The sequence below is a fragment of the Streptomyces sp. 7-21 genome, assembly GCF_016741785.1.
In the GTDB taxonomy this organism is placed as follows: domain Bacteria; phylum Actinomycetota; class Actinomycetes; order Streptomycetales; family Streptomycetaceae; genus Streptomyces.
This window is the reverse complement of the sequence record NZ_JAERRL010000017.1, coordinates 21,182-41,014: the sequence shown is the minus strand read 5'-3', so window position 1 is coordinate 41,014 and position 19,833 is coordinate 21,182. Positions and strand designations below refer to the sequence as shown.

Here is a 19,833-nt window from a genome sequence, read left to right as displayed (position 1 = left end):
AAAGTCAATACCCGGCCGGGACGGGCGAGGCGGCGCCGCTGGCGGGCCACCGGCCCGCACCGGGCGGGGCATAGGAGCCCCGCCACTTACACTTGGCGTCGCGCAGCGTCACAAGCGGAGGACTAGTTGAGCGGACCCGCGGGAGCCACCCCCCATGCCAGCAGCCAGGCGGCGATCCTTGACGTGATCCGGGCCGCCGGCACGATCAGCCGGGTCGGGCTGGTCAAGGCCACGGGCTTCACGGGCGCCACGGTCTCCACGGTGGTGCGGCGGCTGATCGACGAGGGCCTGGTGCTGGAGACGGGCCGGGCCGAGTCCACCGGCGGCAAGCGCCGGGTGCTGCTGGAGCTGAACCAGTCCTCGCGCTTCGCCGTCGGCGTCCACCTCGACCACGCCGGGCTGACGTACGTCCTGACCAACCTCGGCGGCTCGATCATCGCCCGGATGTCGCGCGCCGGCGTCGGCACCGAGGACCCGCCGGACGTGGTGGCGCGCATGGCCCGGGAGATCAGCGCCCTGATCGAGGGTGCGGGCGTGGACCGGGAGCGTGTGCTGGGCGTGGGCCTGGTCTCCCCCGGCCCGATGCACCAGACCTCAAAGATGCGGCTGACCCCGCCCGCGATGCGCCACTGGGAAGACTTCCCGCTCGACGCCGAACTGGAGCGGGCCGCCGGGCTGCCGGTCATCCTGGACAACGATGCCACGGCGGCGGCGCTCGGCGAGCACTGGTCGGGCGGCGTGATCGGCGGCGCCACGCTCGCCGCCGTCTACATGGGCACGGGCATCGGCTCTGGGCTGCTCATCAACGGCATCACCTACCGGGGCGCCAGCGGCAACGCCGGGGAGATCGGCCACATCTGCCTGGAGGCCGACGGGCCCGAGTGCTGGTGCGGGGCGCGCGGCTGCACCGAGGCGCTGGCAGGCCCCGGCGCCGTCGTGGCCGCCGCGCGCGCGGACGCCGCGCTCGCGCGCGAGGCGGGCCTGTCGGCACGGCCCAACGACCGCTCCCGCCTGGTCACGGACTTCGCCGCCGTCAGCCGGGCCGCGCTGCGCGGCGAGCCGCGCGCCCGCGCGCTGCTGGAGCGCTCGGCGCGCTATCTCGCCCTGGCCTCGCGCGCCCTGGCCAACGTCATGGACCTGGAGGAGCTGGTCCTCACCGGCCCCAGCCTGGCCATCGCGGGCTCGATATATCTGCCCGTAGTCGGGGAGGAGCTGGACCGCTCCTTCTTTTCCCGGGCCACCCACTCGGTGACGGTGCGGCTGTCCCGGTCGGCGGCGACCGCGCCGGCGATCGGCGCCGCCGCGATGGTGCTCCAGTCCGAGCTGGTGCCGCTGCGTGAGGGCGTCCGGCTGCCGGAGAACCTCGGCGCCGAGCCTCTCGGGGAGGCGCGGGCCGCCAGCTAGCCCGGCGGACTGCGGAGCGTTAAGGCGTACGCCTGGCTTGTCCCCTAACGGGTTAATCCCGGGGGATCGGCACATAGCGCGTGGTGCGGGCGGGGACAACCTTTTTTGTCCAGAGTTCGTTCGTCCTGATCTCGTCCGGGACGACACCGTCGCGTCGTGGCGATCCGTGACGCCGAGGATGCCAGGGAGGGGAGCGACGCCATGAGCAGCTCCGAGACCGTACGGACCTGCCCGTTCGACTTCGCCGAAGGGCTGGAGTTCGATCCGCTGCTCAGAGAGCTGATGGAGGAAGGGCCCATCACCCGTATCCGCATGGCCTACGGCCAGGGCGAGGCGTGGCTCGTCACGCGGTTCGAGGAGGTCCGCTTCGTGACGACGGACCGCCGCTTCAGCCGGGCGGCCGTCGCGGGCAGGGACTTCCCCCGGATGACCCCCGAGCCGATCGTCCAGTCGGAAGCCATCAACCTGATGGACCCGCCGGAGAGCAACCGGCTGCGCAAGCTGGTCTCGCAGGCGTTCACCGCGCCCCGGGTCGACGCGATGCGCCCGAAGACGCAGCGGATCGTCGACAGCCTGCTGGCGGAGATGGCCGACCACGGGTCGCCCGCCGACTTCGTCAAGCACGTGTCACTGCGGCTGCCGCTGACCACCATCTGCGAGCTGCTGGACATCCCCGAGCCGGACCGGGCCGACCTGCGGCGGCGGGCTATGGAGATGTCCTCCATCGGCGCGGCCACGCGCGAGACGGCCGTGCGGTCCAAGGCCGAGCTGCGGGCCTACTTCAGCGAGCTGACGGCCGCCCGCCGCGCGCACCCCGGTGACGACCTGATCAGCGCCCTGGCCACCGCCCGCGACGGCGACGAGGTCCTCGACGCCGACGAGCTGACGGTGATGGCCATGGTGCTGCTGATGACGGGGCACGACACCAGCACCTACCAGCTGAGCAACATCCTCTACACCCTGCTGACGCACCCGGACCAGCTGGCCAAGCTCCGCGCCCGGCCGGAGATCCTGCCGCAGGCGCTGGAGGAGCTGCTGCGGTTCATCCCGTTCCGCAAGGGCGTCGGCATTCCGCGGATCGCCACCGAGGACGTCGAGGTCGGCGGCGTGACCATCAAGGCGGGGGACACGGTGCACGTCTCCTACCTCGCGGCCAACCGCGACCCGGAGCGCTTCGAGCGCCCCGACGAGCTGGATCTGGACCGGCAGCCGTCGCCGCACATGACGTTCGGCTGGGGGGCACACCACTGCATCGGCTCGCCGCTGGCCCTGATGGAGATCGAGCTTGCCATCGGCACGCTGCTCGAGCGCTTCCCCGGCCTGCGGCTCGCTGTCCCGGCCGAGGAGGTGCCGTGGAACACCGAGTCCATCTGGCGCTTCCCCTACGAGCTCCCGGTCGCCTGGTAACGCGGCCGGCGCTTCGTATCTGACTCAATCACTGACAGCCATCGATGCCGCCCGCCCGGTCGCGGGCGCGGCGGCGCGGGAGGGATCATGGCAACCCTGTGCAGGCCGTCCATCGCGGTGCCCGACAACGTCCTGACGATGGAGGAGACGCTCGACCTGGCGCGCACGCTGCACGCCGACCATCCGCAGCTCGGGCTCGTGCTGCGGCTCATCCGGAACACCGGGGTCCGCACCCGGCATATCGTCCAGCCCATCGACAAGACGCTGGAGCACCCCGGCTTCCAGGCGCGGAACGACCTGTACGAGGCGGAGGCGAAGCGCCGGGTGCCCGCGGTCGTCTACCAGGCCCTGGACAACGCCGGGCTCGGCGTGGGCGACATCGGGCTCATCGTGTACGTCTCGTGCACGGGTTTCATGATGCCCTCGCTGACCGCCTGGCTGATCAACACCATGGGCTTCTCGACCGAGACCAGACAGCTGCCGATCGCCCAGCTCGGCTGCGCGGCGGGCGGCGCGGCGATCAACCGGGCGCACGACTTCTGCCGCGCCTACCCCGAGGAGAACGCGCTGATCGTCGCCTGCGAGTTCTGCTCGCTGTGCTACCAGCCCGTCGACGTGGGCGTCGGTTCACTGCTGTCGAACGGCCTGTTCGGAGACGCGGTGGCCGCCGCCGTCGTCCGCGGCCAGGGCGGCGAGGGCGTCCGCCTGGAGCGGAACGGCTCGCACCTGGTGCCCGACACCGAGGACTGGATCTCCTACGCGGTCAAGAGCACCGGCTTCCACTTCCAGCTGGACAAGCGCGTCCCGACCACGATGAAGATGCTGGCCCCGGCGCTGCGGGCGCTGACGCAGGAACACAGCTGGGACGTCTCCGGGCTGGACTTCCACATCGTGCACGCCGGCGGGCCCCGGATCCTGGACGACCTGTGCGAGTTTCTCGACGTCGACCCGCACATGTACCGCTACAGCCGGGCGACGCTCACCGAGCGGGGGAACATCGCCAGCTGCGTCGTCTTCGACGCCCTGAACCGGCTCTTCGAGGACGGCGGCGTCGCCGACTCGGGGCAGGGACTGATCGCCGGGTTCGGCCCCGGCATCACCGCCGAGATGGCCCTGGGCACGTGGGTGACCCGGCAGCCTGACGCCGGCCCGGCAGGGGTGGGCCTGCCCGCCAGCGCGCAGGCCCCGGTCGGCTGACCGGCGCCGGGCCGGCCCTGTCCCCCTGTCCGTACCGTCAGCGCTCACCGAAATAGGCCCGGACGACCTCGGTGTGCGTCGGGAAGGCCAGCTCGGCCGGCTCGCGCAGCACGAGCCACTCGCTGGCCTCGGCGGTGGCGGCGGACGGGGGCAGCGTGCGCTCGTCGCGCGGGGGCAGCAGGGCGAAGACGTTCAGGGTCAGCCCGGAGGAGCGGACGTCGAACAGGCGCACCTCCTCCGGGTCCGCGTCGTGACCGGTCTCCTCGCGCAGCTCCCGCACGGCCGCCTGCTGCCAGGACTCCCCGGCCTCCATATAGCCGCCGGGGAGTGCCAGCTCTCCCCGGCCCGGTTCTATCGAGCGCCGCACCACGACCAGGCCGCGCCGGCCGTCCCGCTCCACGGGCAGCAGCGTCACGGCGACCGGCAGCGGGTTGAGCCATTGGGTCTCGCCGCACGCCGCGCAGTCCCGGGGCCAGCCGCTTTCGGCGGGGTACGGGGCACCGCAGTAGGGGCAGTGCGTCACGAGACGACCGAGTGTGTATGCCATCTGTCTCTCCTACCACCTCAGCGGCGCCGGCGCGGCACCGGCGGGCCCCGTCAGGGTTTGCGGCCGACCCCGCCGTACACGGCGACCTCCGGGCCGGCGGCCGGGGACCGCCGCCCGGGGCGCCACCGGGAGCAGGCGACGACCCCCGGCGGCACCAGCTGCAGGCCGTCGAAGAAGCCCTCGATCTCCTCGGGCTCGCGCAGCCAGTACGGGGCGGCGCCGGTGGCGTTGTAGTCGCGCTGGGCCTCGGTATAGGCGGCGTCCCCGGTGACGCCGTCGTTGAGCGAGAGGTAACTGCCCGCGGGCAGCCCGTCCAGCAGCCGCCGCACGGCCGACCGCGCCTCGGCGTAGGGGGCGACGTGGCCCATCACGCCGCTGAGGATGAGGCCGACGGGCCGGTACGGGTCGGTGACCTCGGCGGCGCGGGCCAGGATGCGCTCCGGCTCCCGCACGTCGGCCTGGAGGTACTCGGTGCTCCCCTCGGGCCCGCTGATGAGCAGGGCCCGGGCGTGGGCGAGCACCAGCGGGTCGTTGTCCACGTACAGCACGCGGGTGTCCGGGGCGACGTTCTGGGCGACCTCATGGGTGTTCTCCGCCGTGGGCAGCCCGGTGCCGATGTCGATGAACTGCCGGACGCCCGCGGTCTCGGCCATGTACCGGATGCTCCGGACCAGGAAGGCGCGGGAGGCGCGCGCCAGGTCCACCACGCCGGGGAAGGTCGACTGGTAGCGCTCCCCGACGACCCGGTCGATCTCGTAGTTGTCGCGGCCCCCGAGCCAGTAGTTCCAGATCCGGGCCGAGTGCGGCACCGTCGTGTCGATCTTGGGCACGTCGTCGGTCACGGAAGAATCTCCCTGGTGGTACCGGAGTGCGCCGCGCGGCCGGTTGGTCATCCCGTGCCGGTCTTCCCGGTGCTGCGGGCGGTTCCGGTTCCGCGCAGGCGGCGGGCGGTGCGGACGTAGGCGTCCACGGCGGGGTTGCTGTGGTCGGGGTGCCATGCCAGGTCGATTCGTAACGGCTCGACCCCGGTGAGCGGGATCCAGGAGATGCCGGGGTGGGAGAAGTACTCGCCCGAGGTGCGGGGGACGATGATGGCGCCGCGGCCCGCGGCGACGTGGTCCAGCAGCCGGGCGAGGTCATCGTCGGCGGGCCCCCAGCGGGGCCGTGAGCCGTCGGGGCGCGGGTCCACGGCCCACCACGCGGTCCAGTCGCGGGGGGCGCTGCGCGTGCGGACGAGGGGTTCGTCGCGCACGTCCGTGATCGCCAGGCGTGTGCGCTGGGCGAGGGGGTGGGCGGCGGCCAGGCCGATGACACGCGGTTCTTCGGCCAGCGGCATGCTGGCGAGCCCGGTCAGGTCGGCCGGCTGCCAGACGATGGCTACATCCACGGTGCCTTCGCGGAGCGCGTCGGCCTCCCGTGCCCACTCGCAGCCGCGCGGCTCGACGACGATGCCCGGGTTGCCCGCTTCGAACGCGGCACGGAGCCGTGCGGCAAGCGATCCGGCGCCGCTGGCCTGGTAGCCGACGCGGAGCCGGCGCGCCGCCAGCGGGGCGTGGCGGGCGGCCGCGTCACGGACACGCTGGGCGGCCTGCAGCGCGAGCCGGGCCTGGGCGACGACGTCCTGTCCCGCCTCGGTGAGATCGACGCCGCGGGGGTGGCGGCGCAGCAGCGTCACGCCCAGTTCGCGCTCGAGCTTCTTCAGCGCGTAGCTCAGGGAGGGCTGGCTGATGAAGAGCTGGCCGGCAGCCCTGCCGACGTGCCTGGCGTCGGCGACGGCGACCAGATAACGCAGCTCTCTCAGGTCCATGACAGCACGGCATCATAGATGGCGTCTATCGCCTTGTCGAAAGACCGTCACATGTCACTCGGCGTCACCTCGCCGGATAGCTCCTGGATTGACGGTCCGTCAGGCCGCGACGAGCGTCTCGGCCCGTGACAGGAGCGCGGTGATCTCCCGCACGGCGGCGCGGCCGGCCCGGTTGGCGCCGATGGTGCTGGCCGAGGGGCCGTAGCCGACGAGGTGGACGCGCGGGTCGCGGACGACCCGGGTGCCGTCCAGGAGGATGCCGCCGCCGGGCTCGCGCAGCCCCAGCGGCGCCAGGTGCGCGAGGGAGGGACGGAAGCCGGTGGCCCACAGCAGCGTGTCGGCCGCCACGGTCGTGCCGTCGTCCCAGGCCACGCCGCCGGGGGTGATCCGGTCGAACATGGGGCGGCGGCGGAGCACGCCGCTGGCCCGGGCGCGGCGGATGGCCTCGGTCATGGGCAGGCCGGTGACGGAGACGACGCTCTGCGGCGGCAGGCCGTTGCGTACCCGCTCCTCGACGAGGGCGACGGCCGCCCTGCCCTGCTCCGCGTCGAAGGGCTCCTCGCGGAACACCGGCGGACGCCGGGTGACCCAGACCGTGCGGGCGGCGGTCTGGGATATCTCCAGCAGGTGCTGCACGGCGGAGGTGCCGCCGCCGATGACGACGACGCGCTCGCCGCGGAACGCCTCCGGGCCGGGGTAGGTGGCGGTGTGCAGCTGCCGCCCGGTGAAGTCGCGCTGGCCGGGAACGGACGGCCAGAACGGCCGGTCCCACGTGCCGGTGGCGCTGATCAGTGCCTGGGTGAGCCACTCCCCCGCGCTCGTGACGACGCGCAGCCTGCCGTCGCCCGCCTCGCGCACGGCGCTGACGTGGACCGGGCGGCGCACGTCGAGCCCGTGGACCCGCTCGTACTCGGCGAAGTAACCGCCGATGACCTCCGAGGCGGGCCGGTCGGGGTCGGCTCCGGTCAGCTTCATGCCGGGCAGGGCGTGCATGCCGTGGAGCCGGCCGTAGGTGAGGGTCGGCCAGCGGAACTGCCAGGCGCCGCCGGGGCGGGGGGCGTGATCGAGCACGATGAAGTCGCGACCGGGCACGAGCCCGCGTCGGCGCAGATGGTAAGCGCTGGACAGCCCGGCCTGCCCGGCGCCGATGACAACGACCCGCATGTCCGCCACGTGGTGCATGTTCCGTACAACACGCCGGGCGCCCTCGCTCTTCCCGGAAATCGAATACCGGCGAACATCGGGGAATGCGAGCAGTGTGCGGCACTCCGGAATTTCGCGGGACAGCCACCGGAATTTCCCGGAGCGGGACCGGCAGCGCTTATAGACATATCAGAACCGATCTGATCTGCCGCTTTACGACCGGATTCTTTCGTCCTTGCGTCACACCCCCCGCCGGCGACCGGCAGCGCGTGCCACGGAAGCGATATCCGCTTACCTGTTCGCCCGCGTGTCTGCCCGAAGCCAGCTCGCTGACCTGGCACGACGCGGCCGCGCCGCCCTCTGGCCACCCTGCCCGCCACGGGAGGCTCGCAGCAATAAATATGACAAACCTATTCTCGCGTACGACGCCTTGACCTGGTAGATACCATCAGACTAAGTTCCGGAATTCGCTCCCTGCCGCTCTTCTCTTTACTGCGACGCCCCGCAAAGAACCCGGAGTGCCATGCCGTCCGTTCCGCAGAATCCCGGCCCTGCCCCTCACGAACCCGGCGTACTCGGCATCACCCCGTTCGGCGAGCCCGACGCGAGACTGGCGGCGGCGGTCTGCCGGGCGGGCGCGCTGGGCGTGCTCGACCTGGGAACCGGCGACCGCCGGGCCCGTGAGGAACTGGCCCGGTTCCTCGACTGGGCCCCCGGCCCGTTCGGCATCCGCGTCTCCGCCCGCACCGTGCCCGCGCTCCCCGCCCTGCTGCCCCAGCTCGCCGGCGACGGCCCCTCCCCGCACACCGTGGTCCTGGCGGCCGACGCGCCCCCGGGCCCGGCCCAGCTCCCCGGACTGCCCGGCGGCTGCCGCGTGCTGAAGGAGGTGACCAGCCGGCAGGAGGCCGCCGCGGCGGCCGCGGCCGGCGCCCACGGCCTGATCGCCCGGGGCAGCGAATGCGGCGGCCGGGTCGGCACCCTGAGCACCTTCGTGCTGCTCCAGCAGCTGCTGGGCACACCACTGGACCCGGAGCATCCGGAGCACCCGGACACCCCGGGAAACCCTGCGCTTCCCATCTGGGCCTGCGGCGGCATCGGCCCGCGGACCGCGGCGGCGGCCGTCGCCGCAGGCGCGGCCGGCGTCGTGCTGGACGTCCAGCTCGCCCTGCTGGCGGAGTCCTCCCTGCCGCAGGAAGCGGCGGCGCTGCTGCGGCGCTGCGACGGCACGGAAACGGCCGTCGCGGGCGGCTACCGCTTCCTGTGCCCGCCCGGCGGCGCCCGCCGGCCCCCGGAGGCGTCCGCCTCCCCCGAGCACGTGGCCGGGCTGCTGGGCGCGTACGGCCCGGCGGCCCGGTTCCTGCCCGCCGGCGAAGACGCCTACCTCGCCGCGCACTTCGCCGACCGGTGGCACGACGCCGCCGGCGCGGTGCGGGCGGTGCGCGAGGGCGTGGCCGACGCCGTCCGTGACGACGAGCCCGGCCGCGCGCTGCTGCCCGGCTCCCCCATGTGCGCGGTGCTCGGCACCCGCCTGCCCCTGGTCCAGGGGCCCATGACGCGGGTCAGCGACCAGCCCGCCTTCGCCGCCGCGGTCGCGCGCGAAGGCGGCCTGCCGTTCCTCGCCCTCGCCCTGTCCAGCGGCGCGCGCACCCGCGAACTGCTCGCCGCCACCCGGGCCGAGACCGGCGGCGCGCCGTTCGGCGTGGGCCTGCTCGGCTTCGCGGACGAACGGCTGCGGGCCGAGCAGATCGAGGCAGTGCGCGCGCACCGCCCCTCCCACGCGCTGATCGCCGGGGGCCGCCCCTCACAGGCAGCCGCGCTGGAGGAGGCCGGGATCCAGACCTTCCTCCACGTCCCCTCCCCCGGCCTGCTGCGGCAGTTCCTCGCGGCCGGGGCGCGGGGGTTCGTCTTCGAGGGCGCCGAGTGCGGCGGGCACGTCGGCCCCCGCACCAGCTTCACGCTCTGGGAGGCGCAGGTCGCCGAGCTGCTCGCCCACCTCGACGCGGCATCCGACCCCGCCGCCGCGGCCGGGCTGCGCGTGCTGTTCGCGGGCGGCGTGCACGACGAGCGTTCCGCCGCCATGGTCGCCGCGCTCGCCGCGCCGCTGATGCGCCGGGGCGTACCGGTCGGGCTGCTGATGGGCACGGCCTACCTCTTCACCGAGGAGGCGGTGCGCACCGGCGCGATCCGGCCGGCGTTCCAGCGCCAGGTCGTCGCCGCCCGGGCCACCGAGCTGCTGCGCACCGCTCCCGGGCACGCCACACGGTGCGTGGCCAGCCCGTTCACCGCCGAATTCCAGCGGGCCCGGGAGGAGCTGCGGTCACGCGGCGTGCCCGAGCGGCAGGTCTGGGAGGAGCTGGAGCGGCTCAACCTCGGCCGCCTGCGCATCGCCAGCAAGGGCGTGGAGCGGGCGGACGGGGAGCTGGTCCCCGCGGACGAGGCGCGGCAGGTCGCCGCCGGGATGTTCATGGCGGGCGACGTGGCGGTGCTGCGCTCGGACACCACGACGGTCGCCCGGCTGCACCACGCGGCCGGTCCGGGCGCGGCGGCCCACCTGGCGGCCCGTGCCCGCACGCTGCGCGCGGCGCTGCCCGCCGCCGCGGCGCCCGGCGGCCCGGCACCCGCGCCGCTGGACGTCGCCATCGTCGGGATGTCCTGCGTCTTCCCCGGCGCCGACGGCCTCGACGCCTACTGGGCCACCATATTGGACGGCACGGACGCGGTGACCGAGGTGCCGCCCGAACGCTGGGATGCCGCGCTGCACTTCGCGCCCGGCGGGAGCCAGAGCCGAGCAGCAGACGGGGAAACGGACGGCGGAGCCGGCCGCGAGCACGACGAGGCGGCGGCCACGTCCCTCACGCCGTCCAAGTGGGGCGGCTTCCTGCCGCGCGTCCCGTTCGACCCGCTGGCCTTCGGCATCCCCCCGGCCTCGCTGGCCAGCATCGAACCCGTCCAGCTGCTGGCGCTGCTCACGGCGCGCCGCGCCCTGGACGACGCCGGGTACGGCGAACGCCCCTTCGACCGGGCCCGGGCCTCAGTCATCTTCGGCGCCGAGTCCGGCAGCGAGCTGGCGCAGGCGCTGTCCCTGCGCACCGTGCTGCCGTCGTACACCGGCCCGCTGCCGCCCGCGCTGGACCAGCAGCTCCCCCGGCTGACGGAGGACTCCTTCCCCGGGATGCTGGCCAACGTCATCACCGGCCGCATCGCCAACCGCCTCGACCTGGGCGGCGCCACCTACACGGTCGACGCCGCCTGCGCCTCCTCGCTCGCCGCGCTCGACGCCGCCTGCAAGGAGCTGGCGGCCGGCAGCAGCGACCTGGTGCTGTGCGGCGGCGCCGACCTCCACAACGGCATCCACGACTTCGCGATGTTCGCCTCGGTGCAGGCGCTGTCGCCGACGGGGCGCTCCCGCACCTTCGACGCGGCGGCCGACGGCATCGCGCTCGGCGAAGGCGTCGCCTGCGTCGTGCTCAAGCGCCTCGCCGACGCCCAGCGCGACGGCGACCGCGTCTATGCCGTGATCAAGGGCGTCGGCGCTGCGAGCGACGGCCGCTCCCGGGGCCTGACGGCACCCCGCCCGGAAGGGCAGCGGGCCGCCCTGGAACGCGCCTACGCCCAGGCCGGCGTCTCGCCCGCCGACGTCGGCCTGATCGAGGCGCACGGCACCGGCACCGTCGTCGGCGACCGCACCGAACTGACCGTGCTCACCCAGGTGTTCACCGACGCCGGGGCCGCGCCGGGCTCCTGCGCCCTGGGCTCGGTCAAGTCGCAGATCGGGCACACCAAGTGCGCCGCCGGACTCGCCGGGCTCATCAAGGCCGCCATGGCCCTGTACACCGGCGCGATACCTCCCACCCGCAACCTGCGGCAGCCCAACCCCGCCTGGGACGCGGCCACCAGCCCGTTCGTCTTCCACACCACCGCCGCGCCCTGGCCCGGCCCGCCCGAGCGGCGCCTGGCCGGCGTGAGCGCCTTCGGCTTCGGCGGGACCAACTTCCACGCCGTGCTGGCGGCCTGCCCCGGCGGGCCGCCGCCCGCGCACGGGCGCGCGGTCTGGCCCGCCGAGCTGCTGCTCCTGCCGGGCCCCGGACCCGAGGCCGCGGCGCGCCGGGCGCAGACGCTGGCGGACGAGCTGCTGGCCGGGACCGAACCGGCCGCGGCGGCCGGCACCGCCCCGCGTGCCCTTGCCGCCGCAGCGGAACGGGCGGCGGCGGAGCGGCCCGGCCCGCCGCGGCTGGCGGTCCTGGCCGGCGGGCCCGAGGAGGCGGCCCAGCGGCTGCGCGCCGCCGCCGCGGGGGAGCACGACCCGGCCCGCGGCGTGTTCCAGTGCGCCGAGCGGCCGCCGGGCAAGGTGGCGTTCCTCTTCCCCGGGCAGGGCAGCCAGCGCCCCGGGATGCTGGCCGGGCTGTTCACGGCCTTCCCCGAGACCCACCGCTACCTGCGGCTGGCCGAGCGGCTGCCCGGCGATGTCGTCCGCACCGTCTTCCCGCCCGCGGCGTTCGGCGAGGCCGGGGCCAAGGCGCGCCGGGCTGCCGTCACCGACACCCGCGTGGCGCAGCCCGCGCTCGGCATGGCGGAGCTCGCCGTGCTCGACCTGCTGGGCCGGGCCGGCGTCCGCCCCGACATGGCGGCGGGGCACTCCTACGGCGAACTGGTCGCGCTGTGCGCGGCCGGGAGCCTGTCGCCCGGCTCGCTGCTGCGGCTGAGCGCCGACCGCGCCGAGGCGGTGCTGCGGGCGGCGGGGGACGAGCCGGGCGCCATGGCGGCGGTGCGGGCGGGGGCAGCCGAGACCGAACGCGTGCTCGCGGGTGCCGGGCTGGGCGGCGCGGTGGTGGCCGCCAACCGCAACGCACCGGACCAGACGGTGATCTCCGGCCCGGCGGCGGCGGTCAGCGAGGCGGTGCACGCGTTGCGCCAGGCCGGGCACGCGGCCCAGCTGCTGGACGTGGCCTGCGCGTTCCACAGCCCGCTCGTCGCGGCGGCGGGCGGGCCGTTCGCCGAGGCGCTGGCACGGCACCCGGTGCTGCCGCCGGAGATCCCGGTGTGGGCCAACGCGACCGCCGCACCCTACCCGGCCGGCCCCGGCGACATCCGCGCCCAGCTCGCCGCCCAGCTCGGCGCGCCGGTCCGCTTCGCCGAGCAGATCGAGGCCATGTACGCGGCCGGGGCCCGGGTGTTCGTCGAGGTGGGGCCCGGGACCGCGCTGACCGGCCTGGTGCGGCGCGTCCTGGGCGACCGGCCGCACACGGCGGTGGCGTGCGAGCCCCGGCCGGACGCCGGGCTGCGCGGCTTCCTGGAGGCGCTCGCCCGCCTGGCGGCGGCCGGGCTGCCGGTGCGCACCGGCTGGCTGGTGCGGGGCCGAGCGGCCGGCCCGCCCGCCCGGCCCGCCGGGTGGACCGTGGACGGCCACCTGGTCCGCACCGCCTCGGGTGAGCCGCTCCCCGGGGGCCTGCGTCCCGCCCACCGCATTCGTTTGGAGAGCCCCATGCCCCAGCCGGACCCGGACACCCTCATCACCGAGTTCCTCCGCACCGGCCGCGAGATGGTCGCCGCTCAGCGCGACGTGCTGCTGCGCTACCTCGGCGGCGCCGTGCCCGAGCCCTCCGCGCCGGCGCCGCAGGCGCCGCCGGTGCCCGCGAGCGTGACCGTGCCCGCGCAGGCGGCCGGGCCGGAGCCGGCCGCCGCTGTGGCCCTGCCGGAGCCCCCGGCGGCACCGGGGGCGGCGGCAGGGGAGCGGGCCGGGGAAGCGGCCCAGCGGCCGGGTGACGTGCTGGCGACGGTGCTCCAGATCGTCAGCGAGCGCACCGGCTACCCCGTGGACATGCTGGAGCCCGGCCTGGACCTGGAGGCCGACCTCAGCATCGACTCCATCAAGCGCACCGAGATCGCGGGCGAACTGGCCCGGCGCCTGACCGGCGGCGCGGCCGGAGCGCTGTCCGACGCGGAGCTGGAGGAGCTGTCGCGGGCGCGCACCGCCGCCGCCATCGCCGGCTGGCTGGAGGCCCGGCTGCCCGGCGGCGCGCCGCCGGAGAACGGAACGGCCCGGCCTGCTGCCGCGCCCGGCGCGTCCGGCGGCCCGGCAGCGGACGGCGGCCCGGCCGACGGCGGCGGGCTGGCGGGCGTGGCGCCCCGGCGGATGGTGGTGCGCGAGGTACCGCTGCCTGACGTGCCCGACGGCGCCGAACCGCCGGGGATCGCCGGGCAGCGGTTCGCGGTCCTGGGCTCCGGCGAGGTGGCCGACGCGCTGGCCGGAGCGCTGGTGCGGCGCGGCGCCGAGGCCGTGATGCGTGACGCCTGGCACGAGCTGGGCGAGGCGGACGGCGAGCTGGCGGGCGCGTTCCTGCTGGGGCCGCTGGAGACGCGGCCGGGGCCGGACGTGGCGCCGGAGACGTTCCGCGTGGTGAAGGCCGCGCTGGCCCGCGAGCCGCGGTGGCTGGTGTGCGCGCGGCCCGCCGAGGCGCATCCGTTCGGCCTGCACGGGCTGTTCCGCACGGTGGCCCGGGAGCACCCCGGCGTGCTCGCCCGGGTGGTGGCGCCCGGCACGGCGGACCCGGCGACCGTGGCGGAACGGCTGGTGGCGGAGCTGGCGGCCGCCGACCGGGCGCCGGTCGTGGTCCGCACCGCGTCCGGGCGGCACGGGCTGGAGCCGGAGCCGGCCGACCTGGGCGCCGTCGCCGCGCGGGGCGCGGGCCCGGAGGGCACGGGCACGGCCGAGGCGCGGGCCCTGGGCCTGGGCCGGGACTCGGTGGTCCTGCTGGCAGGCGGGGCACGCGGCATCGCCGCGCACGTGGCGCTGGCCCTGGCCGCGGCCAGCGGCTGCCGCGTGGAGCTGCTGGGCCGCACGCCGCCGCCGGCCGGGCCCGAGGACCCGGCGACGGCCGGAGCGGCGGACCGGGCGGCGCTGCGCGCGGCGCTGGCCGGGCTCGGGGAGCCGCCCGCCTCGATCGACGCCCGTGCCTCGCGGATCCTGGCGCGGCGGGAGATCACGGCGACGCTGGCCGCGCTGCGCTCCCTGGGCTGCGAGGCCCGCTACCAGGCAGCGGACGTGCGGGACCCGGAGTCGGTGCGGCAGGCCGTCAAGGACATCAGGACACGCCACGGCCGCCTGGACGGGGTGGTCTGCGCGGCGGGCGTCATCGAGGACCGGCTCATCGCGGACAAGTCGCCCGAGTCGTTCCGCCGGGTGTTCGCCACCAAGGTGGACGGCGCGCGGACCCTGCTCGACGCGGCGGCGGAGGCGGCGCCCGGCCCGCTGTTCGCCGTGCTGTTCGGCAGCATCGCGGCTGTGCTCGGCAACCGCGGGCAGTGCGACTACGCGGCGGCCAACGAGGCGCTGGAAGCGGTGGGCCGCGGCTGGGCGGCGCGCACCGGGCACCGGGCGCTGACGGTGCACTGGGGCCCGTGGGCCCCCTCCCCCGCGCATCCCGGCATGGTCTCGCCCGAGCTGGGCCGGGACTACGCGCGGCGCGGCATCCGGCTGATCGACCCGGAGGAGGGGGCGCTGGCGCTGCTGCGCGAGCTGGCGTGGGGTGACCCGGCCGCCGGTTCCGTCGTCTACACGGCGTCGGGCTGGTGAGGCATGACCACGCCCTCACACGAGCCGGTGGCGATCACCGGCATGGCGGTGCTGCTGCCGGGCGCCCGTGACCTGGCCGCGTACTGGGACAACCTGGTGTCGGGCACGGACGCCCTCACCGACGCGCCGGCCTGGCGCTGGGACCCGGGGTGCTATCCGGACCCGGTGTACTGCCGCCGGGGCGGGTTTGTCGACGGGCTGGCGGAATTCGAGCCGACGCGGTTCGGGCTCATGCCGCACGCGGTGGCGTCGACCGACCCGGACCAGCTGATCGCGCTGGCGGTGGCCGCCGACGCCCTCGCCGACGCCGGGGGCGCCGGGCGGCTGGGCGACCGGGACCGGATCGGCGTGGTGCTGGGCCGGGGCGGCTACCTCAGCCCGGGGCTGGCGCGTCACGACCAGCGGGTGCGGACGGCGCACCAGCTCACCCGCACCCTGGGGGAGCTGCTGCCGGAGCTGGGCGAGGAGCGGCTGCGGCGGGTGCGGGAGGCGTTCTGCGAGGCGCTGGGCCCGCAGCCGCCGGAGGCGGCGATCGGGCTGGTGCCCAACCTGGCCGCCTCCCGCCTCGCCAGCCGCCTGGATCTGCGCGGGCCGGCGTACACGGTGGACGCGGCGTGCGCCTCCTCGCTGGTCGCCGTGGAGCACGCGGTGGCGCGGCTGGCCGCCGGCGAGTGTGACGCGATGCTGGCCGGGGGCGTGCACCACTGCCACGACATCACGCTGTGGACGGTGTTCAGCCAGCTGGGCGTGCTGTCGCCGAGCGGGCTGAGCCGCCCGTTCTCGGCCGAGTCCGACGGCATCCTGATCGGCGAGGGCACGGGCGTGCTGGTGCTGAGGCGGCTGGCCGACGCCGAGCGGGACGGCGACCGGGTCTACGCCGTCATCCGGGGGACGGGTGTGGCGGGCGACGGCCGGGCCGGGGCGCTGGTCTCCCCCGATCCGGGCGGGCAGGCGCGCGCGGTGCGGCAGGCGTGGCGGGCGGCCGGGCTCGATCCGCGCGCGCCGGGGGCGCTGGGGCTGCTGGAGGCGCACGGCACCGGCGCGCCCGCGGGTGACGCCGCGGAACTGGCCATGCTGGCCGAGGTGTTCGGCCCGCCGGAGGAGCGGGAGCGCGGGCGGGAGCCGGTGATCGGCTCGGTGAAGTCGATGATCGGGCACGCCATGCCCGCCGCCGGGGCCGCGGGCCTGGTGAAGGCGGCGCTGGCGCTGCACCGGGCGACGCTGCTGCCGACGCTGGGGGCCGAGCCGCCGCACCCGGCGCTGGCACGGACCCGGTTCCGGCCGGTCGCCTCAGCGCGGCCGTGGCGGGCGGACGGGCCGCGCCGCGCAGCGGTCAGCGCGTTCGGATTCGGCGGGATCAACGCGCACGTGGTGCTGGAGGAGGCGCCCGGCGGCACGGTCCCCCGCTCCCCCGCGCCGCCGTCTCCCGCGCTGGTGCGGGAACCGGCCCGGGTGCTGCTGTTCGCGGCGGAGTCGCCCGCCGCGCTGGCGGAGCGGCTCGACGCGGACGACGCCGCGCTGCGGGCGGGGCCGGCGCACGGCGGCGGCGACGGGGGCGGCTGCCGCCTGGCGCTGGTGGATCCGACGGCGAAACGGCTGGCACTGGCGCGGCGGGCGGCGGCCCGGGGGCGGGCCTGGCGGGGCCGGAGCGACGTGTGGTTCTCGCCCGCGCCGCTGCTGGCGGGCGGCGGGCGGCTGGCGTTCGTCTTTCCCGGCCTGGAGGCGGAGTTCGCGCCGCGCGGCCTGGCGGAGATAGCCCGCCGCTTCGGCCTGCCGCCGGTGGCCGGGGAGCCGGGCGCCACCGGGGTGGGTGACGTCGCCCGGCACGGGCTGCGGGTGCTGGCGGTGGGGCGGCTGCTGGACCAGGCGCTGCGGCGGATGGGGCTGGCCCCCGACGGCGTGGCGGGGCACAGCGTGGGCGAGTGGGCGGCGATGCGGGCGAGCGGACTGTGGGGGCCCGAGGCGGACGAGGTGCTGGCGTCGTTCGACCCGGACGCGCTGCGGGTGCCGGGGCTGGTGTTCGCGGCGATCGGCGCGCCGGCCGAGCGGGTCACCGAGGCGCTGGCGGACTGGCCGGACGTGGTGCTGTCGCACGACAACTCGCCGCGCCAGTCGATGGTGTGCGGGCCGGGCGAAGCGGTCGGCGAGGTGGTGGCGTGGTTCCGGGAGCGGCGGGTGCTGGCGCGCGTGCTGCCGTTCCGGTCCGGCTTCCACACGCCGATGCTCGCGCCGTATCTGGAACCGCTGCTGGCGGGGGCACGGCGGCTGCCGGTGCGCGCGCCGCGGGTGCCGGTGTGGTCGGGGACGACGGCGGCGCCGTTCCCCGAGCAGGCCGAGGAGGTGCGGGAGCTGTTCCGGCGCCACCTGCTGGAGCCGGTGCGCTTCCGGCCGCTGATCGAGGCGATGTACGCGGCCGGTTTCCGGGCGTTCGTGCAGCTGGGCCCCGGGCAGCTCGGCTCGCTGATCGGGGACGTGCTGGGCGAGCGCGGCCACCTGGCGGTCGCGGCCAACTCCCCGCACCGGGACGGGCTGGCGCAGCTGCACCGGGTGGCCGCGGCGCTGTGGGCGGAGGGCGCGGCGGTCGATCCCGGGCGGCTGTGCCCGGCGGCCGGGCCCGGGCGCCGGGCGGTGCGGCTGGACCTGGGCGGCGCGCTGGTGTCGCTCGGCGCCGGCGCGCGGCGGCGGCTGGCGGGCGAGGTGCGGCAGGCGCTGGCGGACGCGGCGCCCCCGGCGGCCGGGCCGGTTCCCGCCGCCGGGGCGGGCGGCGGCGGGGAGCTGGCGGAGCTGTCGCGGCTGGCCGGGACCGTTCCGGTCGCCGCCGAACTGCGGCAGACGCTGGCCGACACCGCCCAGGCGGCGGCCCGGCTGCTGACGGCGCGCCAGGCCAGGTCCGCCGGGGCGGTGGCACCGGGACGGCTGCGGGTGTCGGTGGCGGACATGCCGTACCTGCGCGACCACTGCTTCTTCCCGCAGCGCGCCGGCTGGCCCGAGCTGTCGGACCGGCGCCCGGTCGTGCCGGCGACCACGGTGCTGCACCACCTGATGGAGTTCGCCGAGTCGCGCTCCCGGGGGCTGCGGGCGGTGGCCGTGCACGATCTGCGGCTGACGGCGTGGACGGACGCCGTCCCGGCCCGCGAGTACGAGCTGACGGCGCGCCCGGCCGGGCCCGGGCGGCTGCGGACCGCGTTCGGCGCCAACGCCAGCGCCGAGATCGAGCTGGCCCCCGGCTACCCCGCGCCGCCGCCCCCGCCGCAGCGGCCGGGGCCGGAGCGGCCCTGCGGTCACCGCCCGGCGGAGCTGTACCGCGACCGGTGGCTGTTCCACGGCCCGGCGTTCCGGGGCCTGACGGAGCTGACGGCGCTGGGCGAGCGGCACGTGCGGGGCGTGCTGACGGTGCCGCCGGCGCCGGGCGGGCTGCTGGACAACGTCGGCCAGCTGCTGGGCTACTGGACGTTCGTCACGCTGCCCGAGCGGTCCGTCATCTTTCCCGTGGCCGTGCGCGCGCTGCGGTTCTTCGGCCCGCACCCGGCCCCGGGCACGGCCCTGGCGTGCCTGGTGAGGGTGGTCGCGGTGACCGAGCGCGAGATCGAGGCGGACGCCTGGCTGACGCACGGGGACACGGTGTGGGCCCAGATCCGCGGCTGGCGTGACCGGCGGTTCGGGGTGCCTCCCGCCCGCCGCTCCTCGGGGTACCCGGAGCGGCGCGGCCTGTCGGTGGCCCGGCCCGAGGGCTGGTCGCTGCTGTTCGACCAGTGGCCCGACCTCGCCTCGCGGGACCTGGTGATGCGCATGTACCTCGGCCGCCAGGAGCGCGAGGAGTACGCGCGCCGCCCGCCGCGGGGGCGGCGGCAGTGGCTGCTCGGCCGGATCGCGGCGAAGGATGCGGTGCGGCGGTGGCTGTGGGAGCGCGGCGAGGGCGAGGTGTTCCCGGCGGAGATCACGGTGCGGAACGACCCGTCGGGGCGTCCCGTGGCGGCCGGGGCGCACGGCAGGCGGCTGCCGCCGCTGGCGCTGTCGCTGGCGCACCGGGGGGAGGCTGCCGTGGCGCTGGTGGGCGCCGGGTCCGGTCCGGCGCCGGGGGTGGGCATCGACATCGAGGAGGTCGCCGGGCGCGGCGAAGCTTCGGCCGCCTTCGCGCTCGGCGAGGGCGAACGCGCGCTGCTGGCGGAGCGGTGCGCCAATTCCGGGGAGAGCCCGCAGCTGTGGTTCACCCGGTTCTGGGCGGCCAAGGAGGCCGTGGCCAAGGCGGAGGGGACGGGCCTGCGCGGCAGGCCGAAGGACTTCGCCGTGACCGCCGCCGGTCCGGCGGAGCTGGCGGTCGCGGTGCGCGGGCGCCGGTACCGCGTGCGCAGCGCGTGCGTGACCGAGGGCGGCAGACAGTACGTCGTGGCCTGGACCACGTCACCGAGCGAGGACGAGGAGACGAACGAGTGAACTCCGCAGTGAATCCCGCGCCGCGGGCCGAGGAGGCCGTCCTGGCGGAGGTGGCCGGGATGATCAGGGGGATTCTCGGCGAGGAGGATCCCGCCCAGACGCCGATCGGGATGGACACCCGGCTCGCGGACGACCTGGAGCTGGAGAGCGTCGACCTGGTGACGCTCGCGGAGCGGCTGGAGGAGCGCTACGGCGCAGCGGTCAACCTCGCGGAGTTCCTGGGCGGGCTGGAGCTGGAGGAGATCATCCGGCTGACCGTCGGCCGCCTGGTGGCGTACGTGGCGGGCGTGCTGGAGGCGTCCGGGGGGCGGGTGAGCTGAG

The 19,833-nt window shown here is 76.2% G+C and carries 10 protein-coding genes; 6 read left to right on the top strand and 4 right to left on the bottom strand.

Annotation, left to right across the window (positions count from 1 at the left end; genetic code table 11):
• Positions 1-126: 126 nt before the first annotated feature.
• From JK356_RS19145 to JK356_RS19135, 3 genes are all read left to right on the top strand, one after another.
• Positions 127-1,404 (top strand): ROK family transcriptional regulator, encoded by a 1,278-nt coding sequence (locus JK356_RS19145; protein WP_201869899.1) that lies wholly within the window; start codon positions 127-129, stop codon positions 1,402-1,404.
• A 201-nt stretch (positions 1,405-1,605) separates the two neighbouring features.
• Positions 1,606-2,811: a cytochrome P450 gene (locus tag JK356_RS19140; protein ID WP_201869951.1), complete on the top strand. Its 1,206-nt coding sequence runs from the start codon at positions 1,606-1,608 to the stop codon at positions 2,809-2,811.
• Positions 2,812-2,898: 87 nt separating this feature from the next.
• Positions 2,899-4,008, top strand: a complete 1,110-nt coding sequence (locus JK356_RS19135) for a type III polyketide synthase (protein WP_201869898.1) — start codon at positions 2,899-2,901, stop codon at positions 4,006-4,008.
• Between the two features lie 37 nt (positions 4,009-4,045).
• On the opposite strand, the gene JK356_RS19130 is transcribed toward JK356_RS19135, so the two are convergent.
• The 4 genes from JK356_RS19130 to JK356_RS19115 form a co-directional block, all read right to left on the bottom strand.
• Positions 4,046-4,555 carry an NUDIX domain-containing protein gene (locus JK356_RS19130; protein WP_201869897.1) on the bottom strand — a complete coding sequence of 170 codons (510 nt, stop codon included), beginning with the start codon at positions 4,553-4,555 and terminating at the stop codon, positions 4,046-4,048.
• Positions 4,556-4,605: 50 nt separating this feature from the next.
• A complete protein-coding gene (locus JK356_RS19125) occupies positions 4,606-5,397 on the bottom strand; it encodes an SAM-dependent methyltransferase (protein WP_307815748.1) in 792 nt (263 codons plus the stop codon).
• Positions 5,398-5,444: 47 nt separating this feature from the next.
• Entirely contained in the window at positions 5,445-6,362 is a 918-nt protein-coding gene (locus JK356_RS19120) for a LysR family transcriptional regulator (protein WP_201869895.1), read from the bottom strand.
• Positions 6,363-6,461: 99 nt separating this feature from the next.
• The gene (locus JK356_RS19115) at positions 6,462-7,526 is read right to left on the bottom strand and encodes an NAD(P)-binding domain-containing protein (RefSeq protein ID WP_374100682.1); all 1,065 of its coding nucleotides are present in this window, start codon (positions 7,524-7,526) and stop codon (positions 6,462-6,464) included.
• Between the two features lie 502 nt (positions 7,527-8,028).
• Between JK356_RS19115 and JK356_RS19110 the strand changes: the two genes are divergently transcribed.
• From JK356_RS19110 to JK356_RS19100, 3 genes are read left to right on the top strand one after another with little or no spacing between them, the layout of a single operon-like run.
• Positions 8,029-15,078, top strand: coding sequence for a type I polyketide synthase (locus JK356_RS19110; protein WP_201869893.1), 7,050 nt, complete (start codon positions 8,029-8,031; stop codon positions 15,076-15,078).
• Positions 15,079-15,081: 3 nt separating this feature from the next.
• Entirely contained in the window at positions 15,082-19,512 is a 4,431-nt protein-coding gene (locus JK356_RS19105; protein WP_201869892.1) for a type I polyketide synthase, read from the top strand.
• Positions 19,509-19,832: an acyl carrier protein gene (locus tag JK356_RS19100; RefSeq protein ID WP_307815747.1), complete on the top strand. Its 324-nt coding sequence runs from the start codon at positions 19,509-19,511 to the stop codon at positions 19,830-19,832. The genes JK356_RS19105 and JK356_RS19100 overlap by 4 nt, the downstream gene beginning before the upstream one ends.
• Position 19,833: the final 1 nt, after the last annotated feature.